General features: G+C 46.4%; 28 protein-coding genes and 1 tRNA gene. 11 read left to right on the plus strand and 18 right to left on the minus strand.

Annotated features, from left to right (window positions below; all coding sequences use genetic code 11):
- Window positions 1-98: 98 nt before the first annotated feature.
- The 4 genes from TPET_RS02930 to TPET_RS02945 are packed head-to-tail and all read right to left on the minus strand — an operon-like array spanning window position 99 to window position 2,412.
- On the minus strand, window positions 99-1,340 hold the full coding sequence (locus TPET_RS02930; RefSeq protein ID WP_011943197.1) for an MFS transporter: 1,242 nt from the start codon (window positions 1,338-1,340) through the stop codon (window positions 99-101).
- Window positions 1,341-1,352: 12 nt separating this feature from the next.
- Window positions 1,353-1,529, minus strand: coding sequence for a hypothetical protein (locus tag TPET_RS09525; protein WP_164819368.1), 177 nt, complete (start codon window positions 1,527-1,529; stop codon window positions 1,353-1,355).
- 6 nt (window positions 1,530-1,535) lie between these two features.
- Window positions 1,536-2,036, minus strand: coding sequence for an SHOCT-like domain-containing protein (locus tag TPET_RS02940; protein ID WP_011943198.1), 501 nt, complete (start codon window positions 2,034-2,036; stop codon window positions 1,536-1,538).
- Complete coding sequence (locus TPET_RS02945; RefSeq protein ID WP_011943199.1) at window positions 2,029-2,412, minus strand: DUF2089 domain-containing protein; 384 nt, start codon at window positions 2,410-2,412, stop codon at window positions 2,029-2,031. The genes TPET_RS02940 and TPET_RS02945 overlap by 8 nt, the downstream gene beginning before the upstream one ends.
- A 371-nt stretch (window positions 2,413-2,783) precedes the next feature.
- Between TPET_RS02945 and TPET_RS02950 the strand changes: the two genes are divergently transcribed.
- Genes TPET_RS02950 through TPET_RS02990 form a run of 9 tightly spaced genes read left to right on the plus strand, consistent with a single transcriptional unit; the run spans window position 2,784 to window position 11,407 of the window.
- Window positions 2,784-4,487 carry a YgiQ family radical SAM protein gene (locus TPET_RS02950; RefSeq protein WP_011943201.1) on the plus strand — a complete coding sequence of 568 codons (1,704 nt, stop codon included), beginning with the start codon at window positions 2,784-2,786 and terminating at the stop codon, window positions 4,485-4,487.
- The gene (estD, locus tag TPET_RS02955; RefSeq protein WP_004083104.1) at window positions 4,484-5,722 is read left to right on the plus strand and encodes an esterase EstD; all 1,239 of its coding nucleotides are present in this window, start codon (window positions 4,484-4,486) and stop codon (window positions 5,720-5,722) included. The genes TPET_RS02950 and estD overlap by 4 nt, the downstream gene beginning before the upstream one ends.
- Window positions 5,723-5,748: 26 nt before the next feature.
- Window positions 5,749-6,879 carry a dihydroorotase gene (locus tag TPET_RS02960; protein WP_011943202.1) on the plus strand — a complete coding sequence of 377 codons (1,131 nt, stop codon included), beginning with the start codon at window positions 5,749-5,751 and terminating at the stop codon, window positions 6,877-6,879.
- The gene (locus tag TPET_RS02965; RefSeq protein WP_010865096.1) at window positions 6,842-7,495 is read left to right on the plus strand and encodes an iron-sulfur cluster-binding protein; all 654 of its coding nucleotides are present in this window, start codon (window positions 6,842-6,844) and stop codon (window positions 7,493-7,495) included. The genes TPET_RS02960 and TPET_RS02965 overlap by 38 nt, the downstream gene beginning before the upstream one ends.
- Window positions 7,483-8,295, plus strand: coding sequence for a dihydroorotate dehydrogenase (locus TPET_RS02970; RefSeq protein ID WP_004083101.1), 813 nt, complete (start codon window positions 7,483-7,485; stop codon window positions 8,293-8,295). Before TPET_RS02965 ends, TPET_RS02970 begins: the two co-directional genes overlap by 13 nt.
- Entirely contained in the window at window positions 8,292-8,897 is a 606-nt protein-coding gene (pyrF, locus tag TPET_RS02975) for an orotidine-5'-phosphate decarboxylase (RefSeq protein ID WP_011943203.1), read from the plus strand. The genes TPET_RS02970 and pyrF overlap by 4 nt, the downstream gene beginning before the upstream one ends.
- Window positions 8,894-9,457, plus strand: coding sequence for an orotate phosphoribosyltransferase (gene pyrE / locus TPET_RS02980; protein ID WP_011943204.1), 564 nt, complete (start codon window positions 8,894-8,896; stop codon window positions 9,455-9,457). Before pyrF ends, pyrE begins: the two co-directional genes overlap by 4 nt.
- On the plus strand, window positions 9,454-10,758 hold the full coding sequence (locus tag TPET_RS02985; RefSeq protein ID WP_011943205.1) for an amidohydrolase family protein: 1,305 nt from the start codon (window positions 9,454-9,456) through the stop codon (window positions 10,756-10,758). The genes pyrE and TPET_RS02985 overlap by 4 nt, the downstream gene beginning before the upstream one ends.
- Window positions 10,733-11,407 carry a type II restriction-modification system endonuclease gene (locus tag TPET_RS02990; RefSeq protein ID WP_004083091.1) on the plus strand — a complete coding sequence of 225 codons (675 nt, stop codon included), beginning with the start codon at window positions 10,733-10,735 and terminating at the stop codon, window positions 11,405-11,407. The genes TPET_RS02985 and TPET_RS02990 overlap by 26 nt, the downstream gene beginning before the upstream one ends.
- On the opposite strand, the gene TPET_RS02995 is transcribed toward TPET_RS02990, so the two are convergent.
- The 8 genes from TPET_RS02995 to TPET_RS03030 all read right to left on the minus strand — a co-directional run bounded on the left by TPET_RS02995 (window position 11,398) and on the right by TPET_RS03030 (window position 17,938).
- Complete coding sequence (locus TPET_RS02995) at window positions 11,398-12,324, minus strand: type II restriction-modification system DNA methyltransferase (protein WP_008193633.1); 927 nt, start codon at window positions 12,322-12,324, stop codon at window positions 11,398-11,400. The two genes, TPET_RS02990 and TPET_RS02995, sit on opposite strands and share 10 nt — an antisense overlap.
- A gap of 33 nt (window positions 12,325-12,357) precedes the next feature.
- Window positions 12,358-12,434 (minus strand) — tRNA-Thr (locus tag TPET_RS03000).
- 39 nt (window positions 12,435-12,473) lie between these two features.
- On the minus strand, window positions 12,474-13,457 hold the full coding sequence (locus TPET_RS03005) for a phosphoglycerate dehydrogenase (protein WP_011943206.1): 984 nt from the start codon (window positions 13,455-13,457) through the stop codon (window positions 12,474-12,476).
- Between the two features lie 17 nt (window positions 13,458-13,474).
- A complete protein-coding gene (locus TPET_RS03010) occupies window positions 13,475-14,317 on the minus strand; it encodes a MurR/RpiR family transcriptional regulator (RefSeq protein WP_011943207.1) in 843 nt (280 codons plus the stop codon).
- A gap of 12 nt (window positions 14,318-14,329) precedes the next feature.
- Window positions 14,330-15,085, minus strand: coding sequence for an SDR family NAD(P)-dependent oxidoreductase (locus tag TPET_RS03015; RefSeq protein ID WP_011943208.1), 756 nt, complete (start codon window positions 15,083-15,085; stop codon window positions 14,330-14,332).
- Between the two features lie 15 nt (window positions 15,086-15,100).
- Entirely contained in the window at window positions 15,101-16,384 is a 1,284-nt protein-coding gene (locus tag TPET_RS03020; RefSeq protein ID WP_011943209.1) for a TRAP transporter large permease subunit, read from the minus strand.
- Between the two features lies 1 nt (window position 16,385).
- Window positions 16,386-16,865 carry a TRAP transporter small permease gene (locus TPET_RS03025; protein ID WP_011943210.1) on the minus strand — a complete coding sequence of 160 codons (480 nt, stop codon included), beginning with the start codon at window positions 16,863-16,865 and terminating at the stop codon, window positions 16,386-16,388.
- A 62-nt stretch (window positions 16,866-16,927) separates the two neighbouring features.
- Entirely contained in the window at window positions 16,928-17,938 is a 1,011-nt protein-coding gene (locus tag TPET_RS03030; RefSeq protein ID WP_011943211.1) for a C4-dicarboxylate TRAP transporter substrate-binding protein, read from the minus strand.
- Between the two features lie 152 nt (window positions 17,939-18,090).
- On the opposite strand from TPET_RS03030, the gene TPET_RS03035 reads away from it, so the two are divergent.
- The gene (locus tag TPET_RS03035; protein WP_011943212.1) at window positions 18,091-18,675 is read left to right on the plus strand and encodes a ThuA domain-containing protein; all 585 of its coding nucleotides are present in this window, start codon (window positions 18,091-18,093) and stop codon (window positions 18,673-18,675) included.
- Here TPET_RS03035 and TPET_RS03040 read toward each other — a convergent pair.
- The 4 genes from TPET_RS03040 to TPET_RS03055 are packed head-to-tail and all read right to left on the minus strand — an operon-like array spanning window position 18,660 to window position 21,595.
- A complete protein-coding gene (locus tag TPET_RS03040; protein WP_011943213.1) occupies window positions 18,660-18,863 on the minus strand; it encodes a heavy-metal-associated domain-containing protein in 204 nt (67 codons plus the stop codon). The two genes, TPET_RS03035 and TPET_RS03040, sit on opposite strands and share 16 nt — an antisense overlap.
- 27 nt (window positions 18,864-18,890) lie before the next feature.
- Window positions 18,891-21,071, minus strand: coding sequence for a heavy metal translocating P-type ATPase (locus TPET_RS03045; RefSeq protein ID WP_048810856.1), 2,181 nt, complete (start codon window positions 21,069-21,071; stop codon window positions 18,891-18,893).
- Window positions 21,028-21,354, minus strand: a complete 327-nt coding sequence (locus TPET_RS03050) for a carboxymuconolactone decarboxylase family protein (protein ID WP_004083056.1) — start codon at window positions 21,352-21,354, stop codon at window positions 21,028-21,030. Before TPET_RS03050 ends, TPET_RS03045 begins: the two co-directional genes overlap by 44 nt.
- Window positions 21,347-21,595, minus strand: a complete 249-nt coding sequence (locus TPET_RS03055; protein ID WP_011943215.1) for an SHOCT domain-containing protein — start codon at window positions 21,593-21,595, stop codon at window positions 21,347-21,349. The genes TPET_RS03050 and TPET_RS03055 overlap by 8 nt, the downstream gene beginning before the upstream one ends.
- A gap of 94 nt (window positions 21,596-21,689) precedes the next feature.
- Here TPET_RS03055 and TPET_RS03060 point away from each other — a divergent pair, with 94 nt between their 5' ends.
- A complete protein-coding gene (locus TPET_RS03060) occupies window positions 21,690-21,869 on the plus strand; it encodes a YHS domain-containing protein (protein WP_004083052.1) in 180 nt (59 codons plus the stop codon).
- 25 nt (window positions 21,870-21,894) lie between these two features.
- Here TPET_RS03060 and TPET_RS03065 read toward each other — a convergent pair whose 3' ends face one another.
- Window positions 21,895-22,854, minus strand: a complete 960-nt coding sequence (locus tag TPET_RS03065; protein ID WP_011943216.1) for a potassium channel beta subunit family protein — start codon at window positions 22,852-22,854, stop codon at window positions 21,895-21,897.
- Window positions 22,855-22,867: 13 nt separating this feature from the next.
- Window positions 22,868-23,845 carry a Gfo/Idh/MocA family protein gene (locus tag TPET_RS03070; protein WP_011943217.1) on the minus strand — a complete coding sequence of 326 codons (978 nt, stop codon included), beginning with the start codon at window positions 23,843-23,845 and terminating at the stop codon, window positions 22,868-22,870.
- Window positions 23,846-23,869: the final 24 nt, after the last annotated feature.

Genomic DNA, 23,869 nt, shown 5'->3' on the forward strand with positions numbered 1-23,869 from the left:
ATAATTGTGTTCAATCGATTTGAGACATATTATTCTTCCACATCGCATAACCTTTCACCCCTGTTTGGTTACTATTCTAACAAACAACGCTGGAAAAATCAAGTGGGAAGCTCTTTTCCCCTCAAAGCTACCAGAAGCAGCACAGCGACCAGAAAAGAAAGCGCTCCGACAATATAGTAAAGAAAATGGACCGGCACTCTATCAACGAGGTATCCGTAGAGAACCGATCCGAGCGGAGTGACTCCGTTTGCTACGAGAATGAGGAAAGAAAAGGCCCTCGCTCTGATGTGAGAAGGTGTCATCTTTTGAAACGCCGTGTCCAGAGGAACGTTGATGATGGGATTCAAAAAACCCATTATCAGGAACGTGATGAAAAACAGCGAGAAAAGAACCAGTCTGTTCAAGGAAAAATCAGGCATGACGAGAAAGCCAAGGAAGACGATGGGAAGTTCAAAAAGAAAGATAGAAATCTTCATGGCCTTCCACATGTTCTTCTTTGACAGGTACGATGCGATCAGAAAGTTCCCAAGAAGCGCCCCTAAGGTGAAGGAAGTCTCCAGGAAACCAAATTCCTGAGCCGAAAATTTCATCACTTCCCTGATCGTGTAAGGATACACCACCATGAACAGCGGAGAGATGAGCAGATTCAGAAAAAGTGCGAAGATCAGAATGGTTCGTATGAGCTCGTGGTTCCAGATGAAGAGAAATCCTTCTTTGAGATCTTCAAGGATCTGAGAGAATTTTGCTGGCTTTTTCTCCACCTTTCGGCTGTAAACGATGAAGATCTCACTGATAGCAGAGAGGACAAAAGACACCCCATTCACAAGAAAAACGATCGCTATACCGTAGAATCCGTAGATCACTCCTCCCAGTGCGGGGCCCAGGATCTGTGGAAAGATCCTCACCATACCCATGATGGAGTTGGCTCTCATGAGAAAATCCTGAGGAACGATATCGGGAAACATCGCACCTGTCGGTATGTCGAAGAGATTGTCCATGACAGCCATCGCTATCTGAGAAACGTAGAGAACGGGAAGGGTGACGGAGTTTCTGAACGCAAGAAGGGCCAGAAAACAGATGAGAAATCCCCTCAGAAAATCCATCGAGACCATGAGAAACTTTCTATCTCCCCTGTCTCCCACGATCCCGGCTATGGGTGTGAAAAGGATCCTCGGAACCATGTAGGCTACGGTCATCAGGGCAACAGCAGATCCAGAGTGTGTCAGATCCAGTACAAAAAGAGGAATCGCAACCGCCTGAATGGAACTTCCAAGAATCGATACGAACCTTCCGAGGGCAAGAAGGAAGAAGTTCCTCTTCCAGTGTAAGAGCTCATTCACAGTACTCCCTCCTCATCGATCCTGAAGACTTCCAGGTACCATTGCACTGGATGTTTCTGTGACACCCAGTTCCCAAACCGCCGGTGAAGATGGAGCTGTCTCTACAGTAGAAAAAAACAGCACATACAGCCATATCAAAGAAAACAACATCACCACAAGAATCGTCGAAACCATCAGATACACCTTCATGGAAGATCATTCTTTTCCTTCGACCTTCTTCTTGGAAGAAACAGAGATGTTACTGATGAAAGGAGAGACCATTTTCAAAATACCGCTGACGAAGAAGTTCGATATCCTCGCGATATCACCTTCCACCACCGGTGTTTTCCCTGATTCTTTGACGCCGATGAGAGCGAGATCTCCCTTCACCGTTCCTCCATCGAATTCGATCTTTCCGCCGATGACGGCAAGATCACCTTCCACCTCTCCGGAAAAGAACGTTTCACAGTTGATGAGCGCAAGATCTCCTTTGATTTTTCCCCTTATGATCGCTTTCTTTTTAGAAAGGACGAGATCTTCTTCCACTATCTCGTTTTCGCCGAGGATGTAGTCGCCCTCCCGTTCAGAAAAATCACCTTTTGGCCCGATTTCTTCTCTTTCCTTTTCCTGTACCGCCTTTATCAGCATCTCCCCTTCTTCTGGACTGATTTCTCCCCTTGCCACAGCTTCCAGGATCTTTCTGATCTCCTCAGACATCGCTCTCTCCTCCTTTTTTCCTCTTCTTCAGAATTTCCAAAGCTTCCTCAACGCTGATCTTCCCTTCTTTCACCTGCTTGAAGAGATCCTCTTCTGCAGCTTCTTCCTCCACTTCTCCAAGGGGTTGGAGATTCATCTTCTCCAGGATTCTCTCCAGCTTCCCCCTCAAGGCGAAATAGCCCTGTCCTGTGTAACGCTCTATCTCCTTCAAATTCCCACGCGCCTTGAAGAATAGAATCACGAACTCGAGTTCATCTTTGTCGAGAAAATCGAACGGGCTCGCTTTGAAATGTCCCCGCACAGTGACATCGTCTCTTTTGCAGTGAAGCTCTGTAACTATCATTTCTTTTCCGCAGACCGGACACTTGGGCAACATATTTTGTCACCTCCTGCAAAATATTTTAGACTATCACCAAATATTTTGTCAAGTCCCCAAAAATTTTTCTGTGAGGATTCTTATTGCTCCCTTCTTCACCGTGAAATGAGTCTTTCTTTACATATAATTAGCGTTACCTTATTTGACTCTTAATCTCCCGATGATACACTTACACATGAAAAATGAGAGTAATTCTCAAAAAGGAGGTGAGGAAAATGTTAGTGTTGATACCGGTAGATGTGTTGATTTCGATCCACAATGAAAAGATAAAGCAACCTCAAAAGAAATAAGTGTCGTGCCCCTGCGTCCCTGTTTTTTAACCAGGCCTCGAAACGAGGCTTTTTTTGTTTTAAAATACATAGGGTGATACTGTGTTTCTTCCCACAACACGTGAGGAAATGAAAAAATTAGGCTGGAGAGAGCTCGATGTCATTCTTGTCACAGGTGACGCTTATGTGGATCATCCCTCCTTCGGTGTTGCCCTCATCGGTCATTATCTCGTCTCTCACGGCTTCAAAGTGGGAATCATAGCTCAGCCGGACTGGAGAACAGAAAAAGACATCACACGTCTTGGAAGGCCTCGTCTTTTCTTCGGTGTCACCGCTGGAAACGTTGACTCGATGGTGGCGAATTACACGGCCTCAAAGAAAAAGAGAAAAACGGACGACTACACACCGGGTGGATCTGGTGGAAAAAGACCTGACAGAGCAACCATCGTCTATACGAATCTCATCAAGAGATTCTTCCCGGAAGTTCCCGTTGTCCTTGGTGGATTGGAAGCGAGCCTCAGAAGGTTCGCACATTACGACTGGTGGAGCGAAAAGGTGAGAAAATCCATCCTCATCGATTCAAAGGTGGATCTCCTCGTCTATGGAATGGGTGAGAAGGCAGTTCTTGAGATTGCACAGATTCTTTCCAGAACAGGTGATATAGAAAAGTGCAAAAGTGTTCGTGGAGTTGTCTGGTGGTCCTCTCAAAAACCTGAAGGAGGCATCGAACTACCCTCCTACGATGAAATCTCAGAGAATCCCGAAAAATACGCCGAAGCGTTGAAACTTCAGACCTGGTATACTGATCCATACAAGAACATTCTGATCTACCAGAAACAGGACACAAGATATGTTGTTCAGAATCCCCCGCAACTTCCACTTTCCCAGGAGGAACTCGACCGGCTCTACCTTCTTCCTTTCGAAAGAGAAGTTCATCCCTTCTACGCAAAGATGGGAAGAGTGAAGGCGATAGAAACGGTGAAGTTCTCGATAACGGCCGTGAGAGGTTGTTTCGGAAGCTGTTCTTTCTGCGCCCTCACACAGCACCAGACGACCCACGTTTCCTACCGCAGCAAAGATTCCATTCTCGAAGAAGTGAGGATCCTCACAAAGAAAAAGGATTTCAAAGGTACCATCACGGATGTTGGAGGGCCGACTGCGAACCTCTACGGTTCGAGCTGTTCCATCAGAGAAACGAAAGGACAGTGCCAGAAGTTCTGTTTGTATCCCAGCGTGTGCAAGATTGTCCGACCGAACCATGACGAATTCATCTCTCTTCTCGAGTCGATCAGGAAAATACCAGGTGTCAGAAACGTCTTTGTCTCTTCCGGGATCAGGCACGACTTCGTCCTTGCCGAAAAAGATCCAGACGTCTTCATAAGGGAACTCGTGAAGTACACCCCGGGACAGCTGAAACTCGCCCCCGAACACGCTCATCCAAAGGTGCTATCTCTGATGAGAAAACCGCCTGTAGAACTGTTCCTCGAGTTCAAAAGGCGCTTTGAAACACTCGCAAAGAAGATAGGAAAGAGAAAGTACGTGATCGGCTACTTCATAGTGGGACATCCGGGAGAAGGCTGGAGGGAGAACAATTACTTGAGAGACTTCATACTCAAACACCTCGGGTACTTTCCTCAGCAGATCCAGATATTCACACCTACTCCCGGAACGGTGAGCACCGCGATGTACTACTCTGGTTTGGATCCCTTCACAGGTGAAAAGGTTCACGTCGAAAGATCGCTGAAGGTAAGAAACAAGATGAAGGAGAACGTGCTGTTCAAAAAGAAGGGGAGGGAAAAGAGATGAGACTCACTGTCTTCCTTTCGCTCTTTCTCGGTGTGATGGTGTTTGGTGCCTTCGATCAGGAAGCGTTTCTCTTCGTTCAACATCTCACCTCTGAAAACTTCGAATCGGCTTTGAATATGTGTTCCAATCAGGTAAAAGCACAGCTCAGTGTCCAGAGTCTTTCAAACATCTGGAACTCTCTGAAAGCACAGCTCAGTGACTTCAGAGAAATCGCTGGATACGAGAAAATCATCCAGGCTGAATACGAGATCTACAACTTCACTCTGAAGTTCGACAGAGGAGAAATCTCAGCACTTGTCACCATGGACAGAGAAGGAAAAGTCGCCGGACTCTTCTTCAAACAGGCTACAAAGACAGAGTACGAACTTCCAGACTACGTGGACCCGGAGAGCTTTGAGGAGAAGGATATCACCGTGAACGGCCTTCCCGGGAAGATCACGATCCCAAAAGGAAGCGGACCGTTCCCGGCTGTTGTCCTCGTGCACGGCTCTGGACCGAACGACATGGACGAAACCATCGGTCCAAACAAGATATTCAAGGACATCGCGTACGGTCTGTCTTCGAAGGGTATCATCGTTCTCAGATACCACAAAAGAACGTTCGTCGAGAAAGTAGACCCTACCACCCTGACCGTCGAAAAAGAAGTCATAGAAGACGCACTGGAAGCGGTGAAGATACTCAAAGAGAGAAAAGACGTCTCCCGAGTTTATGTGCTGGGACACAGCCTCGGTGCGATGCTCACACCGGAGATAGCGGAAAGATCGAAGGCAGACGGTGTTGTCATGATAGCACCGCCCGCAAGACCGCTCGAAGAAGTCATGGAAGATCAGTTGAAATATCTTCAGTCTCTGGGTCTTGCAAGCAACGTAGAAGAAACTCTGAACATTCTGGAAAAACTCAAAAGAAAAGAGATTCCTCCAGATGAATTCGTCCTTGGAGCTCCCGCGAAGTACTTTTACGATCTGAGAGAAAGAGATCCTGCTTCAATTGCGAAGAGACTAACCATCCCCATGCTTTTGATCTTCGGCGGCAGAGACTACCAGGTGACTGAAAAGGACCAGGAGATCTGGTTGAAGGAACTTTCAGGCAGGGAAAATGTGAAAATACTCGTCTTCGACGATCTCAATCACTTGATGATTTCAGGAGAAGGAAAATCAACGCCGGTTGAATACATGAAGAAAGGTCACGTTGACAAAAGAGTAATAGATGAGATCGCCAGGTGGATGGTAAAATAACAGGAAAGGAATTCGGAGGGAAAAGTGTGAGGATCTACGATCCGTTTAGAAAGAAATGGATAGAAGAAGAAATAGAAACACCCTTTCCCTCGAAAGGATTGGTTGCCACGTTTCCCTTTGTCGATCTTCACGTTCATGTTCGCCTCAATGGTGGAGAAGATTACAGCTCCTTAGAAGAAGCCTCCCTTGTGGGAGGCTTTTTTAAAGTGGTGGTACAGCCCAATACAAAGCCACTCATAGACAGCAAAGAAGTTCTGGAAAGACACCTGGATCTCCCCAAAAACAGAGCGGTCGAGTTTCTCTTTGCCGTTTCTCCCTTCGGATCGATCGAAGCTGAAGGAGAAAGAGTGGTGGGCTTTTCAACGGACGGCATAGAGTACGACTACCCTACACTCGTTGAAACGATGAAAAAGAAAAAGAAAGCCCTCTGGTTCGACCACAGCCAGATGTACGAGGTGGATGGAATCTTCTACGAGGGAGCTCCTCTACCGTTTCAGAAAAGACCGAGATCGAACGAAGCGATAGCCATAGCACGAACCGTTCTGACGGGCCTTGAGTACGGATTCGAAAGATTCCACATCCAGCATGTAACAACGAAGTACTCCGTAGAAGTGATATCGTTTTTGAAGAACCTGGCAAAGGTCAGCTGTGAAGTAACACCGCACCACCTGTTTTTCTGCTACGAAGACATCAAAAACACGAACTTCAAGATCAACCCTCCTCTCGGATCTCCGGAGGATAGAAGAGCTCTCATTGAGGCCGTGAAAAAAGATGTGATCGATGTTCTAGCGACGGATCACGCGCCACACCACGAAAAACCGGACGATTTTCTCACCGCTCCCTACGGCTCAACATCCATAGAAATCGCCTTTCCTGCCTATTACACAGCCCTGGGTGATCTCGAACTCGTCGTAAAAAAACTCACGAAAAAGCCCCTCGAAGTACTCGGTGTTGAAGCTCGTCTCACAGAAGATACTCTTGTGTTCATCGATCCGGAGGCAGAGTTCATCGTGGACGCAAAAAAATTCAAAAGCAAAGGGAAGAATTCCATGTTCGACGGTGTCAGACTGAAGGGAAAAGTGGTCGCTCTTAAACTCAAAGGAAGATGGGTGATGATAGATGGAGAGGTTATTGCTGACCAAAAAGAAAACGATTAGAGTGAACGAGGATACCTGGATCGTTCTCTTCGAGGAGCGGATCGATTTCTCTCCAGGACAGTTCGTCATGTTGGAGACACCGAAACTCGTCAGAAAGCCTTTCGTTCTCGGATACTGGGAAGATCACACAGCGATCTCCGTTCAGGTGAAGGGAAAGGGAACGAAGTGGATCGTCGAAGAAGCAGAGAAGATAAAAGGTCACGGTCCTCTTGGAAACGGCTTCGAAAAGCCTGGAAAAGGCCTTCTCATCATCTCTCCCACATGCCTCACGATGGCCGAAGCGTTCCGAAAGAAGATGAACGTGGATGTACTCGTGGGAAGCAGAACTCCCTTCCAGATACCACTTGATCACGAAACGGCCGTTGGTGATGAGGAGTTTTTGAGTAAACTCTCCTCCACGGGAGAGTACGACTGGTACCTCGTCTCCGGTTCTCGGGGAATGGAAAAAGTCTGCTGGGAACACCTGAAAGGAAAAGAAGTTTACTTCTCGCTCGAAGAATACATGGGATGCGGAATAGGAGCGTGTAAGTCCTGTGCCGTCTTCACAAAAGAGGGTGTGAAACACGTCTGCACCGATGGTCCTATATTCAGAGGTGATGAACTGTGCTGGAGCTGAAACCTCCCCTTGTTCTTCTCTCCGGTCCTGCCGGCTTTGGAGAGTATCTGAAGCTCATGGATCACAGATACGTGGGCGGTGTTTTGCTGAAAACCGTCACGCTCCATCCGAAAGAAGGAAACCCCACTCCCAGAATGGCAGACAGCGATTTCTACGTGATAAACAGGATCGGACTGGAAAACCCCGGAATACACGCGTTCGTTGAAAACATTCCGGAACTTCCCGTTCCCATGATCGCAAGTCTCGGCGGTGATTCTTTCGAGGAGTATCTGGAAGTGGCCCGTGTGTTCAAAAAGGTAGCGGACAGATTCTATGCGGTGGAGTTCAATTTCTCCTGTCCGAACGTGAAAGAAGGAGGACTCTCCATAGTCAAAAACGCGGAAGAGTGGAAGAAACTCCTGAACACACTTAGAAAAGAACTTCCCGACTCCTTCTTGATAGCGAAAGTGGGAGTAGAGGGTATCTTTGTGGAAGATGCCGCGGAATTTGTGATGAAAACAGGGTGGGACGGAATCACGCTCGTGAACACGGTGAGGGGACTGCATTTTGAAAAAGACACGATGATCTTAGGAGGACTTTCTGGTCCCGTGCTGAAACCGATCGCCCTCAGGGCAGTGTACGAAGTGAAGAAAAGATTCCCAGAACTCTTTGTGATAGCAAGCGGTGGTGTGTACTCCGTGAAAGACGCAGAAGAATTCCTGAAAGTGGGAGCGGACGTGATAGGAGTCGGAAGCGCTCTCTTCAAAGATCCCGGTGTTGTGGAAGAAATTGGAAAATATCTGCTGGAGGTGAAAAGATGACACCTGTTCTCAGTCTGGACATGGAAGATCCTATCAGATTCATCGACGAAAACGGCAGTTTCGAAGTGGTGAAGGTGGGGCACAACCTCGCCGTACACGGAAAAAAGATCTTCGACGAACTCGCAAAGAGGAATTTGAAGATAATCCTTGACCTGAAGTTCTGTGATATCCCTTCAACGGTGGAACGTTCCATAAAGAGCTGGGATCATCCGGCGATCATAGGTTTCACAGTTCACTCCTGCGCTGGATACGAAAGCGTGGAGAGAGCCCTCAGGACAACAGACAAACATGTGTTCGTTGTGGTGAAACTCACTTCCATGGAAGGATCTCTCGAGGATTACATGGACAGGATAGAAAAACTGAACAAGCTTGGGTGTGATTTCGTGCTTCCTGGTCCATGGGCAAAGGCTCTGAGAGAGAAGATAAAAGGCAAAATTCTCGTTCCCGGCATCAGAATGGAAGTGAAAGCAGACGATCAAAAGGACGTCGTAACGCTCGAAGAAATGAAGGGAATAGCGGATTTTGCTGTGCTCGGAAGAGAGATCTACCTGAGCGAAAATCCCGGAGAAAAGATCAAAAGAATAAAGGAGATGAGACTGTGATAAAGGAAATCCTCGAGAAAACCGGTGCTTTGATGGAGGGGCACTTCATTCTCTCTTCCGGGAAACACTCCTCAAGATACGTGCAGTGCGCACGTCTTTTCGAGTTCCCAGAGTACGGCGACATCGTGGGAGAAGAATTAGCAAAGCTTCTGAGGAAGTACGATGTGGAAACAGTAGTGGGTCCTGCGATGGGAGGAGTGATACTCTCGTACGTCGTCGCAAGGTACCTGAAAGCGAGGTCGTTGTTCGCGGAAAGAGAAAACGGAGTGATGAAACTCAGAAGGGGCTTTTTCGTAAGACCTGGTGAGAAAGCAGCGGTAGTTGAAGACGTGGTGACCACGGGTGGTTCTGTGAAGGAAGTGATAGAGCTCTTGAAAGAGTATGGAGCAAACGTGGTGTGTGTGGGTTCCATCATCGATCGCTCCGGCGGAAAAGTGGACTTTGGAGTTCCGTTCGAAAGTCTTCTGAAGCTCGACCTTCCGGTCTACGATCCTGAAGACTGTCCACTCTGCAAACAGGGAATCCCGGCAGAAAAACCGGGAAGCAGGGGGTTGAAATGATAATAAAAGGTGCCCTGGTGTGGAATGGAAGGGAGTTTGTTCAAAAAGATCTGTTCGTGGAAAACGGAGAATTCGTCGAAAAAGCAAATGAACCTGTCATTGATGCGAAAGGATACTTCCTCGTTCCGGGCTTTGTCGATTCACACGCACACGTTGTGGGAACGGGCTTTTCGAAACTCAGTGTCCAGTTCAACGATTGGGACGAGCTTTTCGAAAGAGATCTCACCAGTGAAGTTGTGGTGGGAAGGGGTTGGTTCGAAGAACCAGATGGATCGGTTGTTGAGAGGTTGGACAGAATCGAAGCGCCTGTCTTTCTCATAAGAAGGTGCGGTCACAAAGCGTTTCTCAACAAAAAAGCGATGGAGGTTCTGGGAGTCGAAGAAAGGTATCTCGTAGAGAACTTGGAAAAGATCTACGAATACGTCTTCAAAGAGAAAATAGCAGAATTCTACAGAGTAGGAGAAGAGGAATTTCTCAAACACGGTGTAACATTCGTTCAGAGCGATGACCTTTACGGTGTGAGCGTGGAAAGGCTTCTTTCCATTATAAAACACTCCAGAATCAGACTCTTCGAGAAGCTGAAACCAAAGGATCTAAAACCCGAACACTTCGGAGATCTCAACAAGAGAGTGCACGTTAAAGGAGTCAAAGTCTTCATGGACGGTTCCCTTGGAGCAAAAACGGCTCTCATCTCCGGTGAATACGACGACGGAACGCAGGGTGTGCAACTTCTCACAGAAGAAAAACTCGAAGAACTGGCTCGCTTCTGCGACGAACACGATCTCATTTTGAACGTTCATGCCATAGGAGACAGTGCGGTGAGCCTTGTTCTCGATGTTCTCGAAAGACACCGCGGTCACAGAATCATCCACGCTCAGTTCGTCCAGGAAAAGGATCTACAACGGGTGAAAAACACCACTTTTTCCGTTCAGCCACATTTCTTCTTCGAAGATCAGCCCCTTTTGAAGAAAGTCAAGGTGAACGCTCTTCACTATCCGTTCTACAGAATGTTCAAAGCGGGTGTTTCTATCTCTTTCTCTTCGGATTCTCCCGTTTCACCGTGTGACCCAAAATATATCGCAGAACACGCACTCAAAATGGGTTTCTCCAGAGAAGAAACGTTCTACCTGATGACGGAAGCGGGGGCAAGTCAGGTGGGAATAAAAACAGGAAAGATAGAAGCAGGGTACAGAGCAGACTTTTGTCTCTACGAGAGAAATCCACTTCTTTTCGAGGATGATCCCATTGCGGTGTTTGTGGAGGGGGAGAAGATTTATGAGAAAAACGGATCCTCTCATTGATATTTTCAAAAAGAACAAAGAGAGAATCGATATCCTTGGAAAAGCATGGGATATCTTTTATTTTGAAGGAAGAGCTCCCGATGTAGGTAAAAGGCGTGAGAATTTCATAGTTGAGATGATAAGAAAAGAACTTTCACACTTCATAAAATCCGTTAATCAAGCCCCAGACACAGAAAGAAACTGGGATATTGAAATAACTTTTCAAGACGACTCAACAAAGAGGTACAGTATAAAAACAACTGAAGGATTTTCCGACGTTAAAATAGCATGGGATGGATTCCCAACCAAAGATAGAATTTTAACTTTCAACTTCCAGGCAGATATATTCTACATTGCAAGAAACAAAGACAAAATAATACTATGCGTTATTGATTTAGAAAAATTGAGAGACCTACAGAGAGAAGTAGAAAAAAATGAATCAAAGTTGGAGGAGTACTACTCACTCCCGAGCAGCAACACAAACCCGCGTGGTTTTGGATTGAAGAGTTCTACTGTAAAAAGATTGATCGAGCTTTCAAAAAAAGAGGAAAACTATTTAGAGATCGATTACAAACCTTTTCCCGTTGAATTGATACTCAAAGCAAAAGAAGAATATTTCAAAGGATGGTACGATCTCATAAAAGAGTTGATAGAAAAATATCAACAGTGATCTTCAAAAAGAGTAGGTTTGCTGAGAATATCCTTTACCCTTTCTTCGGCCTTTTTTACGTATTCGGGATTTATCTCTATTCCAACAAAATGCCGTCCTGTTTTAACGGCAGCCACACAAGTTGTTCCTACACCAGCAAAAGGATCGAGAACGACATCTCCTTTAAAGGTGTAGAGCTGTATACAACGGTAAGGAAGTTCCTCAGGAAAGGGGGCAGGATGTCCTACTCTCTTAGCTGACTCTGGTGGAAATTTCCACACACTCCTTGTGAATTCTAAAAATTCTTCCCTTGTTATTGTTGATTTTGCTTCTCTATCACTGGGTTTTCTTCGCTTTAGATCTCCTTTACTCATTACAATTATATATTCGTGTTGATCTCTTAGCACGGGATTTACAGGAGACATCCACGAACCCCACGCAGTCGAAGAACCACTCACCGCTTCCCCTTTGTCCCAAATGATCTCTCCACGTATCAAAAAGCCTATCTTTTCAAACAAATGGATGAGATACGCATGAAGAGGAATGTACGGTTTTCTTCCAAGATTTGCTACATTAAAACAGGCTCTTCCACCCCAGACGAGAACCCTGTACACTTCTTTCATGATTTCTTCTATGAATTCAAGGTATTCATCAAGAGTCATATCTTCATCGTATTCTTTCCCTACATTGTACGGAGGTGAAGTCACCATGAGATGTATCGAACAGTCAGGTATTTTTTTCAGAACTTCTCTGGCATCCCCCTCAATGACCTTGTCTAAGAGATTTTCAGGAAGTGGGTTCTCGATGAGATCTTCCTCTGAAGGTTTTGGAAGGGAAAAGTTGGAATAGATCGCTCTACTATAAAATGGAGATGAATCATGGCTTTCCCGGCCTTTTACTCCAAAAGAACTGGTTCTTGTTGATTTTCTTCTCTTCACAATGTCATCCCCTGGGGATAGGAAAATAGAAAATGGAGCAGGCGGTGGGACTCGAACCCACACCCTCCGCCTTACCAAGGCGGCGCTCCACCGCTTGAAGCTACGCCTGCTCGCTTCTGTGGTTATTTTAACACACGAACCTTTTCCGTTCAAGATACTTCTTGATAACCCTTCTCTTTCAAAATCTGGGCTACTTCTTTATTCACCACGTATTTCGGAATATTACCCTTGAAAAAGTCCACCACAGATTGAGCAGCCATCATATTCATTCTGAGGATGGATTCCTTTGTATGCGCACCTATATGGGCTGTGGTGATGAGATTGGGACATTTGAAAAGAGGTGAATTGGGATTCGGAGGTTCCTCAGAGAAGACATCCAAGGCAGCACCTGCTATTCTTCCCTCTTTCAAAGCTTTCACGAGTGCTTCTTCATCTACCAGTCCTCCGCGGGAGGTGTTGATCAAAAAAGCAGATTTCTTCATGAGTGAGAGTTCTCTTTCTCCTATCATGTTCTTTGTACTTTCGTTCAGCGGAACATGGAGTGAGACGAAATCACTCTCTTTTAGAAGTTGATCCAGATCATCAACAGGGGTAGCCTCCAGTAATCTAACATTATCTTTACTCACATAAGGATCGTAGACCAGCACGTTCATTCCAAGGCAGACAGCCTTTTTAACCACTTCTCTTCCTATCGAGCCAAACCCCACCACACCCAGTGTTTTTCCAGAAACTTCCTGTCCCACCGTTCCTTCCCATTTTCTTTCGAGAAACAGTTTGTTGTGAGCCCATACAAGACCTCTAATCAGTGCGAAGATGAAAGCGATTGTGAGCTCTGCGACGGAAAGGGAATTTGCACCGGCTGTGATGGTAACGGGAATACCTTTTTTCGTGGCAGCTTCCAAATCTATGTTGTCCACCCCCACACCGTGCTTTGCTATGACTTTAAGACTGGAATTTTCTATCATTTCTGCTGTTACTGGGTGTGTTCCCACAATCAAAGCATCTACTTCCTTCAGGATGTCAGGATCTATAGTGTCGGATCTTATTATTTCGAAGCCTTCTTTTTTGAGGAATTCAACAGGTTCCTGGGAGTACTTTCCGAAGGTTCGTGTCACGATCAATACTTTTTTCATATCTTCCCCCTCCAGATTCAGTACTTCAATTCTGAAACCGCGAGTCTACTCCTGTTGAGAATTTCTATTGCCCTTGGATCTCTTGCTGCTAAAAGCGTGTATATCGTATCGAGAATCACAAGCTGGACTATTCTCGAAGTCATCGCATCGGTTCTTATTTTCGTCTCTTTTGTGTTGGTGGCAAGGACAACATTCGAGTACTTCGCAAGCGTGGATTTTCTATTCCCTGTGATAGCAACAACCGGCATTTTCATCTCTTTCGCTTTTTTAGCGAAGTTCACCACAGAGATCGTTTCTCCGGTGTGCGAAATGGCAACCAGCAGATCGTTTGGTGAAGCTGTAGCAAGAATGGTTGCTATGATGTGCTCATCGTTAGAAAACAGACAGTTCTTTCCTATTCTTGTGAATTTGTGAAACGCATCAAACGCAACAGCTGCCGAGGCCGCGAAACCGATGAATATGATCCTCTGAGCGTTTTTAAACAGATCGACGGCCTTTTCGATGGAATCGACATCCATCCAATTCAGTGTATCCAGGATGGCCCTCACTGTTGCTTTGAATATCTTCTCCGTGATGGTTTTCGTATCGTCCTCACTCGAGACATCTTCGTAGACGATCTCGAGCGGTGCCCTGGAGATGCTCTGAGCCAAAAGCACCTTGAACTGTTGAAAGCTGTTCAATCCCAGTTTTTTGTAAAACTTCACGACGGAAGCTTCACTCTTCACACCTGCTTTTTCGCTGAGATCGCTGATGGAACTCTCTATAATTCCCTTCGGATCAGAAAGGATGGTATCAGCTATTTTTTTCTCTGCATTCGTGAACTCATCGTATTTTTCCTTGATCCTCTGAATAACATCCACACTAAGACCTCCTTACACAGCGGTAGAACCTCCATCTATGTTTATGATACTGCCCGTCATAAATCCGGCTTCGTCACACGCCGCAAAGAGGATTGCGAAGGCAATTTCCTCTTCTTTCCCCAGTCTCTTCATGGGGATCCTGGAGGTCATCTTTTTCAGGAGTTCTTCTGGATTCGGAGAAGCCTTCACCCTCGCCATGAGCCCCTCAGACTGAGTGGTGCCTGGACACACCGCGTTGACCCTGATTCCGTAATCGACGTAGTCAACGGCAAGAGATCGTGTGAGTCCCAGGAGTGCTGCTTTTGAAACACTGTAGACACACCTTCTTGGAATCCCTATGAGTCCTGCTTCGGAGGAAACGTTCACAATGACTCCTCCGCCCTGTTTTTTCATCTGCTCGACAGCATATTTTGAAAGAAGGAAAGGCCCTTTGACGTTCACGGCTATCGTTTTGTCAAAGTCTTCCTCCGAAGTCTCTTCTATGTTCCCATAAGGCACAATACCAGCGTTGTTCACCAGGATGTCAAGCCTTCCGAACGTTTCCACTGTTTTCTTCACTATCTGTTCTGCATCTTTCGCCACATCTCCGAAGATAAACGCAGCTTCTCCTCCCCGACCCTTTATCAGCTCCACTGTTTCTTTTCCTTTTTCCTCAGAGATATCGTTAATTGCTACCTTCGCTCCTCTTTCTGCGAACATAATGGCTGCCTTCTTTCCGATGCCGGAACCTGCTCCTGTTATCAAAACCACTTTTCCTTGGAAATTCATAGCTTTGCTCCCTCCTTATCCAAAGATGAGATTCGGAATGAACAGTACGATCTGCGGAAAGAAAATAACCAGAAATATTGCCAGTATCGCCACAAACAGAAAAGGCCAGGATGCCTGTATGTATTCTTCTATGGTTGCACCGAGCACAGAGCAACCGGCATACATGGAAGCACCTACAGGCGGTGTCTGATTACCCATAGCAGCAGATAGAATGAACACCAAACCGAAGTGAACGGGATCTATTCCCACCTGTCTTGCCACAGGAAGCAGGATTGCTGTAAGCATGAGAATCAAAGCCGTTGCGTCCACAAACAAACCAGCGAAGACCAGGAACAAGGAGATCATTATCATCAGAACGTTTGGATTGGAAGATATTCCAAGGAGAAATTCCGCGAGCTTTTCCGGTATCCTTTCCCATATCATACCGTAACCAAAGATTGTAGACATTGAAAGTATGAACATCACACTACCGATATCACCAAGAGAATTCTCCAGGGTTTCCCAATAAAAGGTTTTGAAAGACATCTCCCTGTGTATTATGAATCCCACCAGCATTCCGTACAAAACTGCGAAAGAACCAACCTCCGAAGGGGTGAAGATACCGCCTCTCAAACCCACAATCAGCAAAACCGGAAACATAAGAGCCCAGATACTCTTTCCAAGAGATCTGAAAACTTCGTTTATCGGTGCTCGTTTCTCTCGTTCAGGTGCAAGGTTCAATCTTTTAGCAACAAACCATATGGTGATCATGTAAACCACCATCAAAAGAAGACCAGGTCCTATTCCCGCCGCAAAGAGCCTTCCTATGGAGACCTGACCGATTGTACCGTAAATGATGAAAGCGATACCGGGAGGGATAATAGGAGTGATCAGGGACGTCCAGACGTTCACGGCAACAGCGAATCCTCTTGGATAGCCTCGTCTGAGCATCTCTGGACCGAGCATCCTTGTTTCCATCGCCGCGTCCGCAATACTGGATCCGGAAACTCCTCCCATCAACGTGGAAAGAACAGCTGAAACCTGACCGAGTCCTCCTCTCATGTGACCAACGAGGGTAGAGGCAAAATCAAGGAGTCTTCTCGTCACACCGGCAGAATTCATCACATTACCAGCCACAATGAACATGGGAATAGCAAGCAGCGTGAAATTCACTGTTTGAGAAAGCAGTCTCTGTATCGGAATAGTGATGGGAAGTTCTGGATGCTGAAGAAACCAGAGGAATCCGGATATTCCTATAGCGAAGGCAACAGGCATGCCAAGCATCAGAAAAACAGCGAAGGCAATGAGCACTATGATCATGTCATCTTTCCTCCTTCTTGTTGCCTCTGAACTCTTCTATCAGCTTCAGTACAGTTGTTCTGAATAGCAAAATTGCACCAACAGGAACACTCAGTGTGACCCACGTGTAGCTGAAGTTTGGTATCCCCACGAAGGTTCTGTATCTTGTTTTATAGGAAAGATAAAAGCCCCACACGATAAGATAAACAATGAAAGCAAGGATAATGATGTAATTCACTACCCTGATGATCTTTTGAGTCCTTTCGGAAAATTTCTTCACAAGGATGTCCACAGACATCATCTTGTTTTCACGCCAGGCCACATCCACCGCAAAGAAACAGGCCCAGGCAAAGAAAAAGCTACTCATATCAACAGCCCAGTTTATTGGATGCTTTAGAAATCTGGCAACTCCTGAAGCAAAAACGAGAACAATCATAACCATAAGGAGAATCTTGGCGGCGTGTTTTTCAAACTTCAAAAGAATCTGGTCCACTTTTTTCACGTCTCTCACCTCTGTCTGAACAGAGTGAAAGCCCGACCCAGAAAGGGCCGGGCAATTGATGATTACTCTCCCTTCACTTCCTTGATCAACTGGTTGAGAGCATCCTCAAGACCGAGATTCTTGTAAGCCTGTTTTGCCCTTTCCATAAAGGCTTCCTTGTCGATTTCAGAAGCTGGTATCACTGTCATACCCTTTTCAATACACTTCTGTTTGTATTCTTCTTCGAGTTCTTTCATGATTTTGAGAGAAACTTCGATTCCCGCTTTGTCAATCTCTTCCTCAATAATCTTCTGATATTCCTTGGGCAGGCTGTTGAACCAGTCTGCGCTGACGATTTCGAAGTTGATGAGAAGGAAGTGTCCCGTTTCAGACATGTACTTCAAAACTTCGTATAGACCACCGTTGTAAACATTCGCGTAAGTGAGTTCTGCTCCATCGACCGCTTTCGTCTGGACCGCTGTGTAGATCTCTCCGAAGTTGACGGCAACAGGGATGGCACCAAGAGCTCTTATGGATTCCTGCCATGCAGGCGCACCGGGAGTTCTGATTCTCAAACCATTCAGGTCTTCCGGTTCCCTGATGGGTTTGTTTGTCACAAAGTGTCTGTAACCCTGCACCCAGTAGAAGGAGAGAACCTTTATACCGAATTTCTGTTCCAACTCTTTCAACCACTTCTGCATTGTTGGAGATTGCTTGATCTTCTTCAGAACCTCCATCGCCTCTTCAGGAGTTTTTGCGCCCATGAAATCGATGAAGTATGCAAGGTTCATGACGCCGATGTCTTTAACGTACATTCCAAGCCTTGCAGAGTCCGTGTTCCATCCCACAGGCGCTCCCATTCTGATCTGCTCGATGATGTCCTCTTCCACACCAAGCTGTGAACTCGGGAAGACTTCAATTCTAACATCGCCGTTCGTTCTCTCCTCAACTGCCTTGGCCCATTTCAGAAACGCCTGATGGTACGGTTCACCTGGAGCAAGAACGTGTCCAAATCTCAGTGTGTACTTTGCACCGAACACAGCCGACACTAAAAACACGCCTAAAATCAGCATCAAAAGAAGCTTTTTACCCATTAACCCACACCTCCTCGGTAAAAATATTTTTTTCTTATGGTACTATAACCATATCTTTGCAAAAAAATTTTATGTCTCAATCGGATAGAAAGTCAATGGTTAACATTTCTGTTACATAATGTGGTGATAGTATACTGATTAGGAGGGATGAGATGGGAGTTTTTTCTTTTCTTGGCGACAAATACCACGATCACGATCTCTTTCTGGAAACCTTGAAATATGCCTTAAACTGTGAGATCAATGATCTTCGTCCTGAGGATTTCCCAGAGATCAGAAAATTCCCAGATCTTGTTGTCATAGGACGCTGGAACCTCCTCGACGATGAAACACCGTGGTTCAAAGAGGAAGAAACAAAGATTCTGGAAGACTACGTGAGATCCGGAGGAATGCTCTTTGTCTGGCACTCCGGCCTTGCACGTTTTCCAGAGAGCTACAACAGGCTTGTTGGAGGAAGGTTCATCCACCATCCACCTCAGAAGAAAGTGAGATACTACGGCAAGGACGTTGAATTTGAACTCGTAGATGAACACTATTTCGTGGATCTGTATTCCGATGTGGAGATATTCCTCTGGAGTGAATCAGAAGACGGTACCTCCATCGCGGGCTGGATGAAAAGATATTACAACGGAAAAATACTGGCCCTCACACCCGCTCACAGTGAGGGCCTGAAGGATCAGGTCTTTAGAGATTTTTTGAAGAAAGTTCTCAACACCTTTGTTAATCAGGCTTCATGGTAACTCTCCACCGGATAGTCGATCTCCTCGAGTTTCTTCAAAACACTGTCCAGATCTTCCGTTTCAACAACCACTTTCTTCTCTTCCACGCTCACTTCGTAGTTTTTAACGCCCAGTTCTTCCAGCGCCTTCGAAATTCTCATTTTGCAGTGATTGCAGGAAATATCCGGAACGTTGAGTACGTACCTCATGGCAGCACCTCCTCAGATTTTGATCGTTCACTCTCTCACCCTCATAGAGTTGAGAGTCACAGTGATGGAACTGAAAGCCATGGCGAGTTCTGCGATCACCGGATGAAGCAGTCCCATCATCGCCATGGGAATGGCCACCACGTTGTAGAAGAAGGCCCAGAACAGGTTCTGTTTTATGATTTTGAAAGTCTTTCTTGATATTTCTATCGCATCGACGACTTTCGATATACCGCCCTTTGTTATGATGATGTCTGCGCTGTCGATGGCAAGGTCTGTTCCCGAACCTATCGCTATTCCAACATCTGCCCCTTTCAAAGCGGCGGCGTCGTTCATACCGTCTCCCACCATCGCAACTTTCTTTCCCTGAGCCTGGTAAGACCTCACAAGGTCCAGTTTTTCAGAAGGCTTCACACCAGCGTGGAACCTTTCTATTCCAAGGCGTCTTGCAACCGCTTTTGCAGTCTTTTCATTGTCTCCCGTTATCATGACAGGTTCTATTCCCATCTCTTTGAGTTTTCTCACAGCCTCGGAACTGTCTTCTCTGATTGGATCTTCTATTGCGAGAAATCCTACAACTTCACCGTTTCTTCTCACCTCAACTACGGTCTTTCCTTCCTCCAGGAGAGACTCGTACTTTGAATAATCCAGAGGCTTCCCGACAAAATACTCTTCTCCCTTGTAACGTGCCCTCACTCCTTCTCCTGGGACTTCCTCCACGCTTTCTACCTCAACTACATTCTGAGAAAGTTCAGAAATTGCCTTTGCAAGAGGATGGTTCGAGTTTCTCTCTATACTCGTAACAATTTTGATCAGTTCAGCGGAGAGATTGTGATCCACCACCTTTGGACTACCCTCGGTGAGCGTTCCTGTCTTGTCTGTGAGCACCACTCCTACATCCTTCGATGTCTGAATCGCCTCGGCGTTTCTTATGAGAAGGCCCTTCTTTGCAGCAAGCCCCGTTCCCGTGACGAGCGCCATGGGAGTTGCAAGACCAAGAGCGCACGGACACGCTATGACGATCGTTGCAACGAAGACGAAGACAGAGAAGGTCAGCGGGTCACTGGTTTGTATGATCCAGGGAAAGATTTCTCTTGCCTTTTCTACAAAAGGAAGGAACCGTTCGTAATTGAAGTACCACACCAGAGCGCTGGTTATAGCGAGGACGATGATCGTGGGAACAAACCACATGGTGATCCTGTCGGCCAGAGCCTGAATCGGTACCTTCGAACCTTGCGCTTCCTGAATCAATTTGACCATTTGAGACAAAAAGGTGTCTTCTCCTACCTTTGTGACTTTTATTTTGATAGGACTCGATACATTCAAAGAACCACCGATCACTTCATCGTTTTCTCTCTTCAAAACCGGTATGGATTCACCCGTGACCACAGATTCGTCGATCGAAGACTGCCCTTCCACGATCACCCCATCCACGGGGATTCTTTCACCGGGTTTTACCAGCACGATGAAACCCTCTTTCACTGCCTCTATCGGCATCATCACTTCTCCTTCGTCGGTGATGACGCGGGCTTCTTTTGCTTGAAGTTTCAGAAGGGCTTTGATTTCTTTGCTGGCCCTGTCGCGCAGGTAAGATTCTATGAAACGTCCCGTGATGTGGAACGCAACGATCATCGCACCGATGGCACCAAAGGACATTACAGGAAGTCCCACACTGTCAAGAAGAGCGGTCACCCAAGAAGTCACCGCACCGAAGAAGATGAGCGTGTCCATGTTTGTGTGTTTGTGTGTGAGGGCTATCCATGCTCCTCTGATCGTTCCTCTGCCCACGTAGAACGTAACGAACGCACCCGCGAAAACCTCTATCCAGGTGAAATAAGGTACCTCAGAAACAAACATGTGATAGATCATGAGGAGGGCAAGAGGGGCCGTGACAAGCCAGGCAAGAATCAGATTTCTCTTCGACTCTTCGTATCGCTTTCTTTCCACATCTTCCGGAGATTCTGTTGTTACTCCGTATCCTACTTCCTCCACAGCTTTTTTGATTTCCTCGAAGGATATCTCTTTCTCTGCCACTATGAACCCCGTTGAAGTGGCAAGATTCACAGCCGCGAACTTCACCCCGTCGAGTTTTTTCAGGGTCTTTTCAACGGTTTTCGCACAGGTGGCGCACGTCATTCCTGTCACAGTGAAGGTCTTCTTTATCTCCTCATTCTTCGCAGCACGATCCTCCATCGTTTTCTGATCGCTCATACTGCCACACCTCCCTCGCCCAGGTTTCTGCGATGCAGGCTCCCATGGTGACAGCAACTTCGAGGATCTCTTTTATTTCATCCTTTGTGGCACCCATTTCAATTGCTTTTTGATAGTACCCCTGAGCACAGGGCTTGCACTTTTCCACAACCGCTATGGCTAAGGCTGCCAGCACCTTGTACTTTGCAGGTATCGATCCATCAGAAAAGGCCTTATTTCTCATCCTCACAACCGCACCGCTCACCTCAGGGAATTCTCTTCTCCACCTTTCGAATTCATTCATTTTGGATCTTCCTCTTCATTCTCTCATACTCTTCTTCCGTGATTTCGCCACGGGCAAACCTTTCCTTCAGTATCTCAAGAGCTCTATCAGTTCTTTCCACTCTTTCATGTCTTTCTCCTCCAAGCCACCTGAAGAGAAAGACAAAAAGAAACACCAGAATAACTGCCCAGAAAATCATCATGATAACTCCTCCCCAGTTCCAGGGCCAGAAGCCCCAGCTCCAAAAACAGAATGGACACATCGTTGATTCCTCCTTTCAAATTATGCTATACTAATTGTAGCATATTATGAAAGCCTAATTCAAGTCGAAATTTTCTAGCAAGGAGGTGGATTTTATGAAAGTGAAGGATCCCGTCTGCGGAATGAAGATCGAAAAAGAAGAAGCGGCAGAAAAGATAGAGTACATGGGGAAAGAGTACTACTTCTGTTCTCAAGAGTGTGCTGAAAAGTTCAAAGATAACCCGGAGCAGTATGCACACCAGAAAAACTCACACGGCCATGGATGCTGTCATTGATCAAAAAGGCGCCGTCCGGCGCCTTTTATTCATTCAGGATCTTTTCTATCTCTTCCATTACTTCATCTGTGAGTTTTTCTTTGATCTCGACTGCTTTCAGGTTCTCTTCGAGCTGTTCTGGTCTGCTCACTCCGAGAATGACACTGCTGACGTTTTTGTTTTTCAAGATCCACGCGATGGCAAGCTGTGGAAGGCTCGCTCCGAGCTGGTCCGCTATATTCTGGAGTTTTCTGAGCTTTTCGAAGGTTTTTTCGTTGAGAAGACCTCCCTCTTCAAGCCACTTCCTCACCTGCGGGAACGTGGCAAGTCTTGAATTCTCTGGAATTCCGTTGTTGTATTTTCCAGAAAGAAGGCCAGACGCGAGAGGTGAATAAGTAGTCAGCCCCATGCCGTACTTTTCGTAGAGAGGTGCGTACTCCTTTTCCACCCTTTCTCTCACGAACATGTTGTACTGCGGTTGCTCCACGATGGGAGGCATGACGCCTAGTTCCTTACAAACCCTGTGCGCTTCCTCTATCTCCTTTGCACTCCACTCAGAGGTTCCCCAGTAGAGTGCAAGCCCTTCTCTCAAAATGTAGTCCATCGCGAAGACAACTTCTTCCATGGGAACGTTCGGATCGGGTCTGTGACAGTAGAGGATATCCACATAGTCCATCTGAAGCCTCTTCAAAGAGTTCCAGGTCCCCTCGAGAAGATGCTTCTTCGAAAGCCCCAGATCGTTCGGGCCACTTCCACCCCAGAAGATCTTCGTGGAAACGACGAGGTCTTCTCTTCTGAAGTTCTTGAGTATTTTCCCAAGCATCGCCTCCGCTATTCCACCCGCATACGCCTCTGCCGTGTCGAAGAAGTTTATCCCACTGTTGAACGCTTTTTTCACAACCTCGGTGGCCATGTCCAGATCGAGTTGTTTTCCAAAAGTGAGCCACGATCCGAGTGAAAGTTCGCTGATCTTGATACCCCATTTTCCAACCTTCCTGTACTCCATAAACAGCACCTCCTCACAGCAGACTGGAAACAGACACCCTGTTTCCCTGAGATCTCACACATGCTTCTATGAAGGCAAGATCCTTCAGCGCCTCGAGAGGATCTCCCAGATCGTTTCTCTTTTCTCCCATGATCACACGGTAGAAATCCTCGAATTCTCTCTGATAACTATCCTGATGGGGAACTTCTATCTCTTCTCCGTTCAGGACTATTCTGTCCCAGAATATTTCCATTCTTCCTTTCGTTCCAACGATCTCGAACCTGTCGTCTCCTCTCAGAGAATAGGAAACCGTGTAATTTCCAACAACACCGCTTTCAAACTCAAAAATCGAAGAAAGAAAATCCATTCCGCCAAGGAGTGGGGAGATATCCTTTGCGATGGCAGAAACCCACGCTATCTCACCAAAGATCAGTCTCATCGCCGCCACATGATGTACGCCTCCGTCCGAGAGAAAACCCCCGATGTGTTTTGGGTTCTTTCTCCAGTCGGTGTGAACGTATTTGTTGTTTTCGTCCATTCCCACCCAGATCTGCCAGCTCATGAAAACAGGATCACCTATCGACCCGCTCTCAACCAGTTCTTTTGCCTTCCAGAACGCTGGAACGTGTCTGAAATTTTCCGCGATGTAGACTGTTTTTTCAGACTTTTTTGACAACTCGACAACTTTCTTTCCCGTTTCTACGTCCGTTGAAATGGGTTTTTCACAGATCACATGGACTCCTTTTTGAAGGGCCTTTTCAATGAACGAGAGGTTCAATTCAACGGGAAGTGTGAGGTCGACCGCGTCAACAAGACCAGAATCCAAAAGTTCCTCGTATCTATCGAAAACAACAGGATTTCCGACCATTTTCGCGAACTCTTCAGCGTGAGACTTCGTTCTACTCGTGACAGCCGTGATCTCAAAGAGATGGGAAAGGTTCTTCAGAGCAGGAAGGTGCAGCTCTCGAGCGGCGATTCCACACCCCACAACACCCAATCTGATCTTTCTCAAAGGCTTCACCTTCTTTCATGTGGT

The sequence above is a fragment of the Thermotoga petrophila RKU-1 genome (genome assembly GCF_000016785.1).
Taxonomy (GTDB): domain Bacteria; phylum Thermotogota; class Thermotogae; order Thermotogales; family Thermotogaceae; genus Thermotoga; species Thermotoga petrophila.

What these genes read in the sequence shown, in the direction of transcription:
- TPET_RS03015 (WP_011943208.1), bottom strand. Translation starts at nt 15,085, where the DNA reads ATGAATTTCCAAGGAAAAGTGGTTTTGATAACAGGAGCAGGTTCCGGC.
- TPET_RS03055 (WP_011943215.1), bottom strand. Translation starts at nt 21,595, where the DNA reads ATGTGTCCATTCTGTTTTTGGAGCTGGGGCTTCTGGCCCTGGAACTGG.
- TPET_RS02965 (WP_010865096.1), top strand. Translation starts at nt 6,842, where the DNA reads ATGGAGAGGTTATTGCTGACCAAAAAGAAAACGATTAGAGTGAACGAG.
- TPET_RS02940 (WP_011943198.1), bottom strand. Translation starts at nt 2,036, where the DNA reads ATGTCTGAGGAGATCAGAAAGATCCTGGAAGCTGTGGCAAGGGGAGAA.
- TPET_RS03020 (WP_011943209.1), bottom strand. Translation starts at nt 16,384, where the DNA reads ATGATCATAGTGCTCATTGCCTTCGCTGTTTTTCTGATGCTTGGCATG.
- TPET_RS03045 (WP_048810856.1), bottom strand. Translation starts at nt 21,071, where the DNA reads ATGAGCGATCAGAAAACGATGGAGGATCGTGCTGCGAAGAATGAGGAG.
- TPET_RS02990 (WP_004083091.1), top strand. Translation starts at nt 10,733, where the DNA reads ATGAGAAAAACGGATCCTCTCATTGATATTTTCAAAAAGAACAAAGAG.
- pyrF (WP_011943203.1), top strand. Translation starts at nt 8,292, where the DNA reads ATGACACCTGTTCTCAGTCTGGACATGGAAGATCCTATCAGATTCATC.
- TPET_RS03065 (WP_011943216.1), bottom strand. Translation starts at nt 22,854, where the DNA reads ATGGAGTACAGGAAGGTTGGAAAATGGGGTATCAAGATCAGCGAACTT.
- TPET_RS03005 (WP_011943206.1), bottom strand. Translation starts at nt 13,457, where the DNA reads ATGAAAAAAGTATTGATCGTGACACGAACCTTCGGAAAGTACTCCCAG.
- TPET_RS03030 (WP_011943211.1), bottom strand. Translation starts at nt 17,938, where the DNA reads ATGGGTAAAAAGCTTCTTTTGATGCTGATTTTAGGCGTGTTTTTAGTG.
- TPET_RS03040 (WP_011943213.1), bottom strand. Translation starts at nt 18,863, where the DNA reads ATGAGGTACGTACTCAACGTTCCGGATATTTCCTGCAATCACTGCAAA.
- TPET_RS03050 (WP_004083056.1), bottom strand. Translation starts at nt 21,354, where the DNA reads ATGAATGAATTCGAAAGGTGGAGAAGAGAATTCCCTGAGGTGAGCGGT.
- estD (WP_004083104.1), top strand. Translation starts at nt 4,484, where the DNA reads ATGAGACTCACTGTCTTCCTTTCGCTCTTTCTCGGTGTGATGGTGTTT.
- TPET_RS09525 (WP_164819368.1), bottom strand. Translation starts at nt 1,529, where the DNA reads ATGAAGGTGTATCTGATGGTTTCGACGATTCTTGTGGTGATGTTGTTT.
- TPET_RS02945 (WP_011943199.1), bottom strand. Translation starts at nt 2,412, where the DNA reads ATGTTGCCCAAGTGTCCGGTCTGCGGAAAAGAAATGATAGTTACAGAG.
- TPET_RS02985 (WP_011943205.1), top strand. Translation starts at nt 9,454, where the DNA reads ATGATAATAAAAGGTGCCCTGGTGTGGAATGGAAGGGAGTTTGTTCAA.
- TPET_RS03060 (WP_004083052.1), top strand. Translation starts at nt 21,690, where the DNA reads ATGAAAGTGAAGGATCCCGTCTGCGGAATGAAGATCGAAAAAGAAGAA.
- TPET_RS03035 (WP_011943212.1), top strand. Translation starts at nt 18,091, where the DNA reads ATGGGAGTTTTTTCTTTTCTTGGCGACAAATACCACGATCACGATCTC.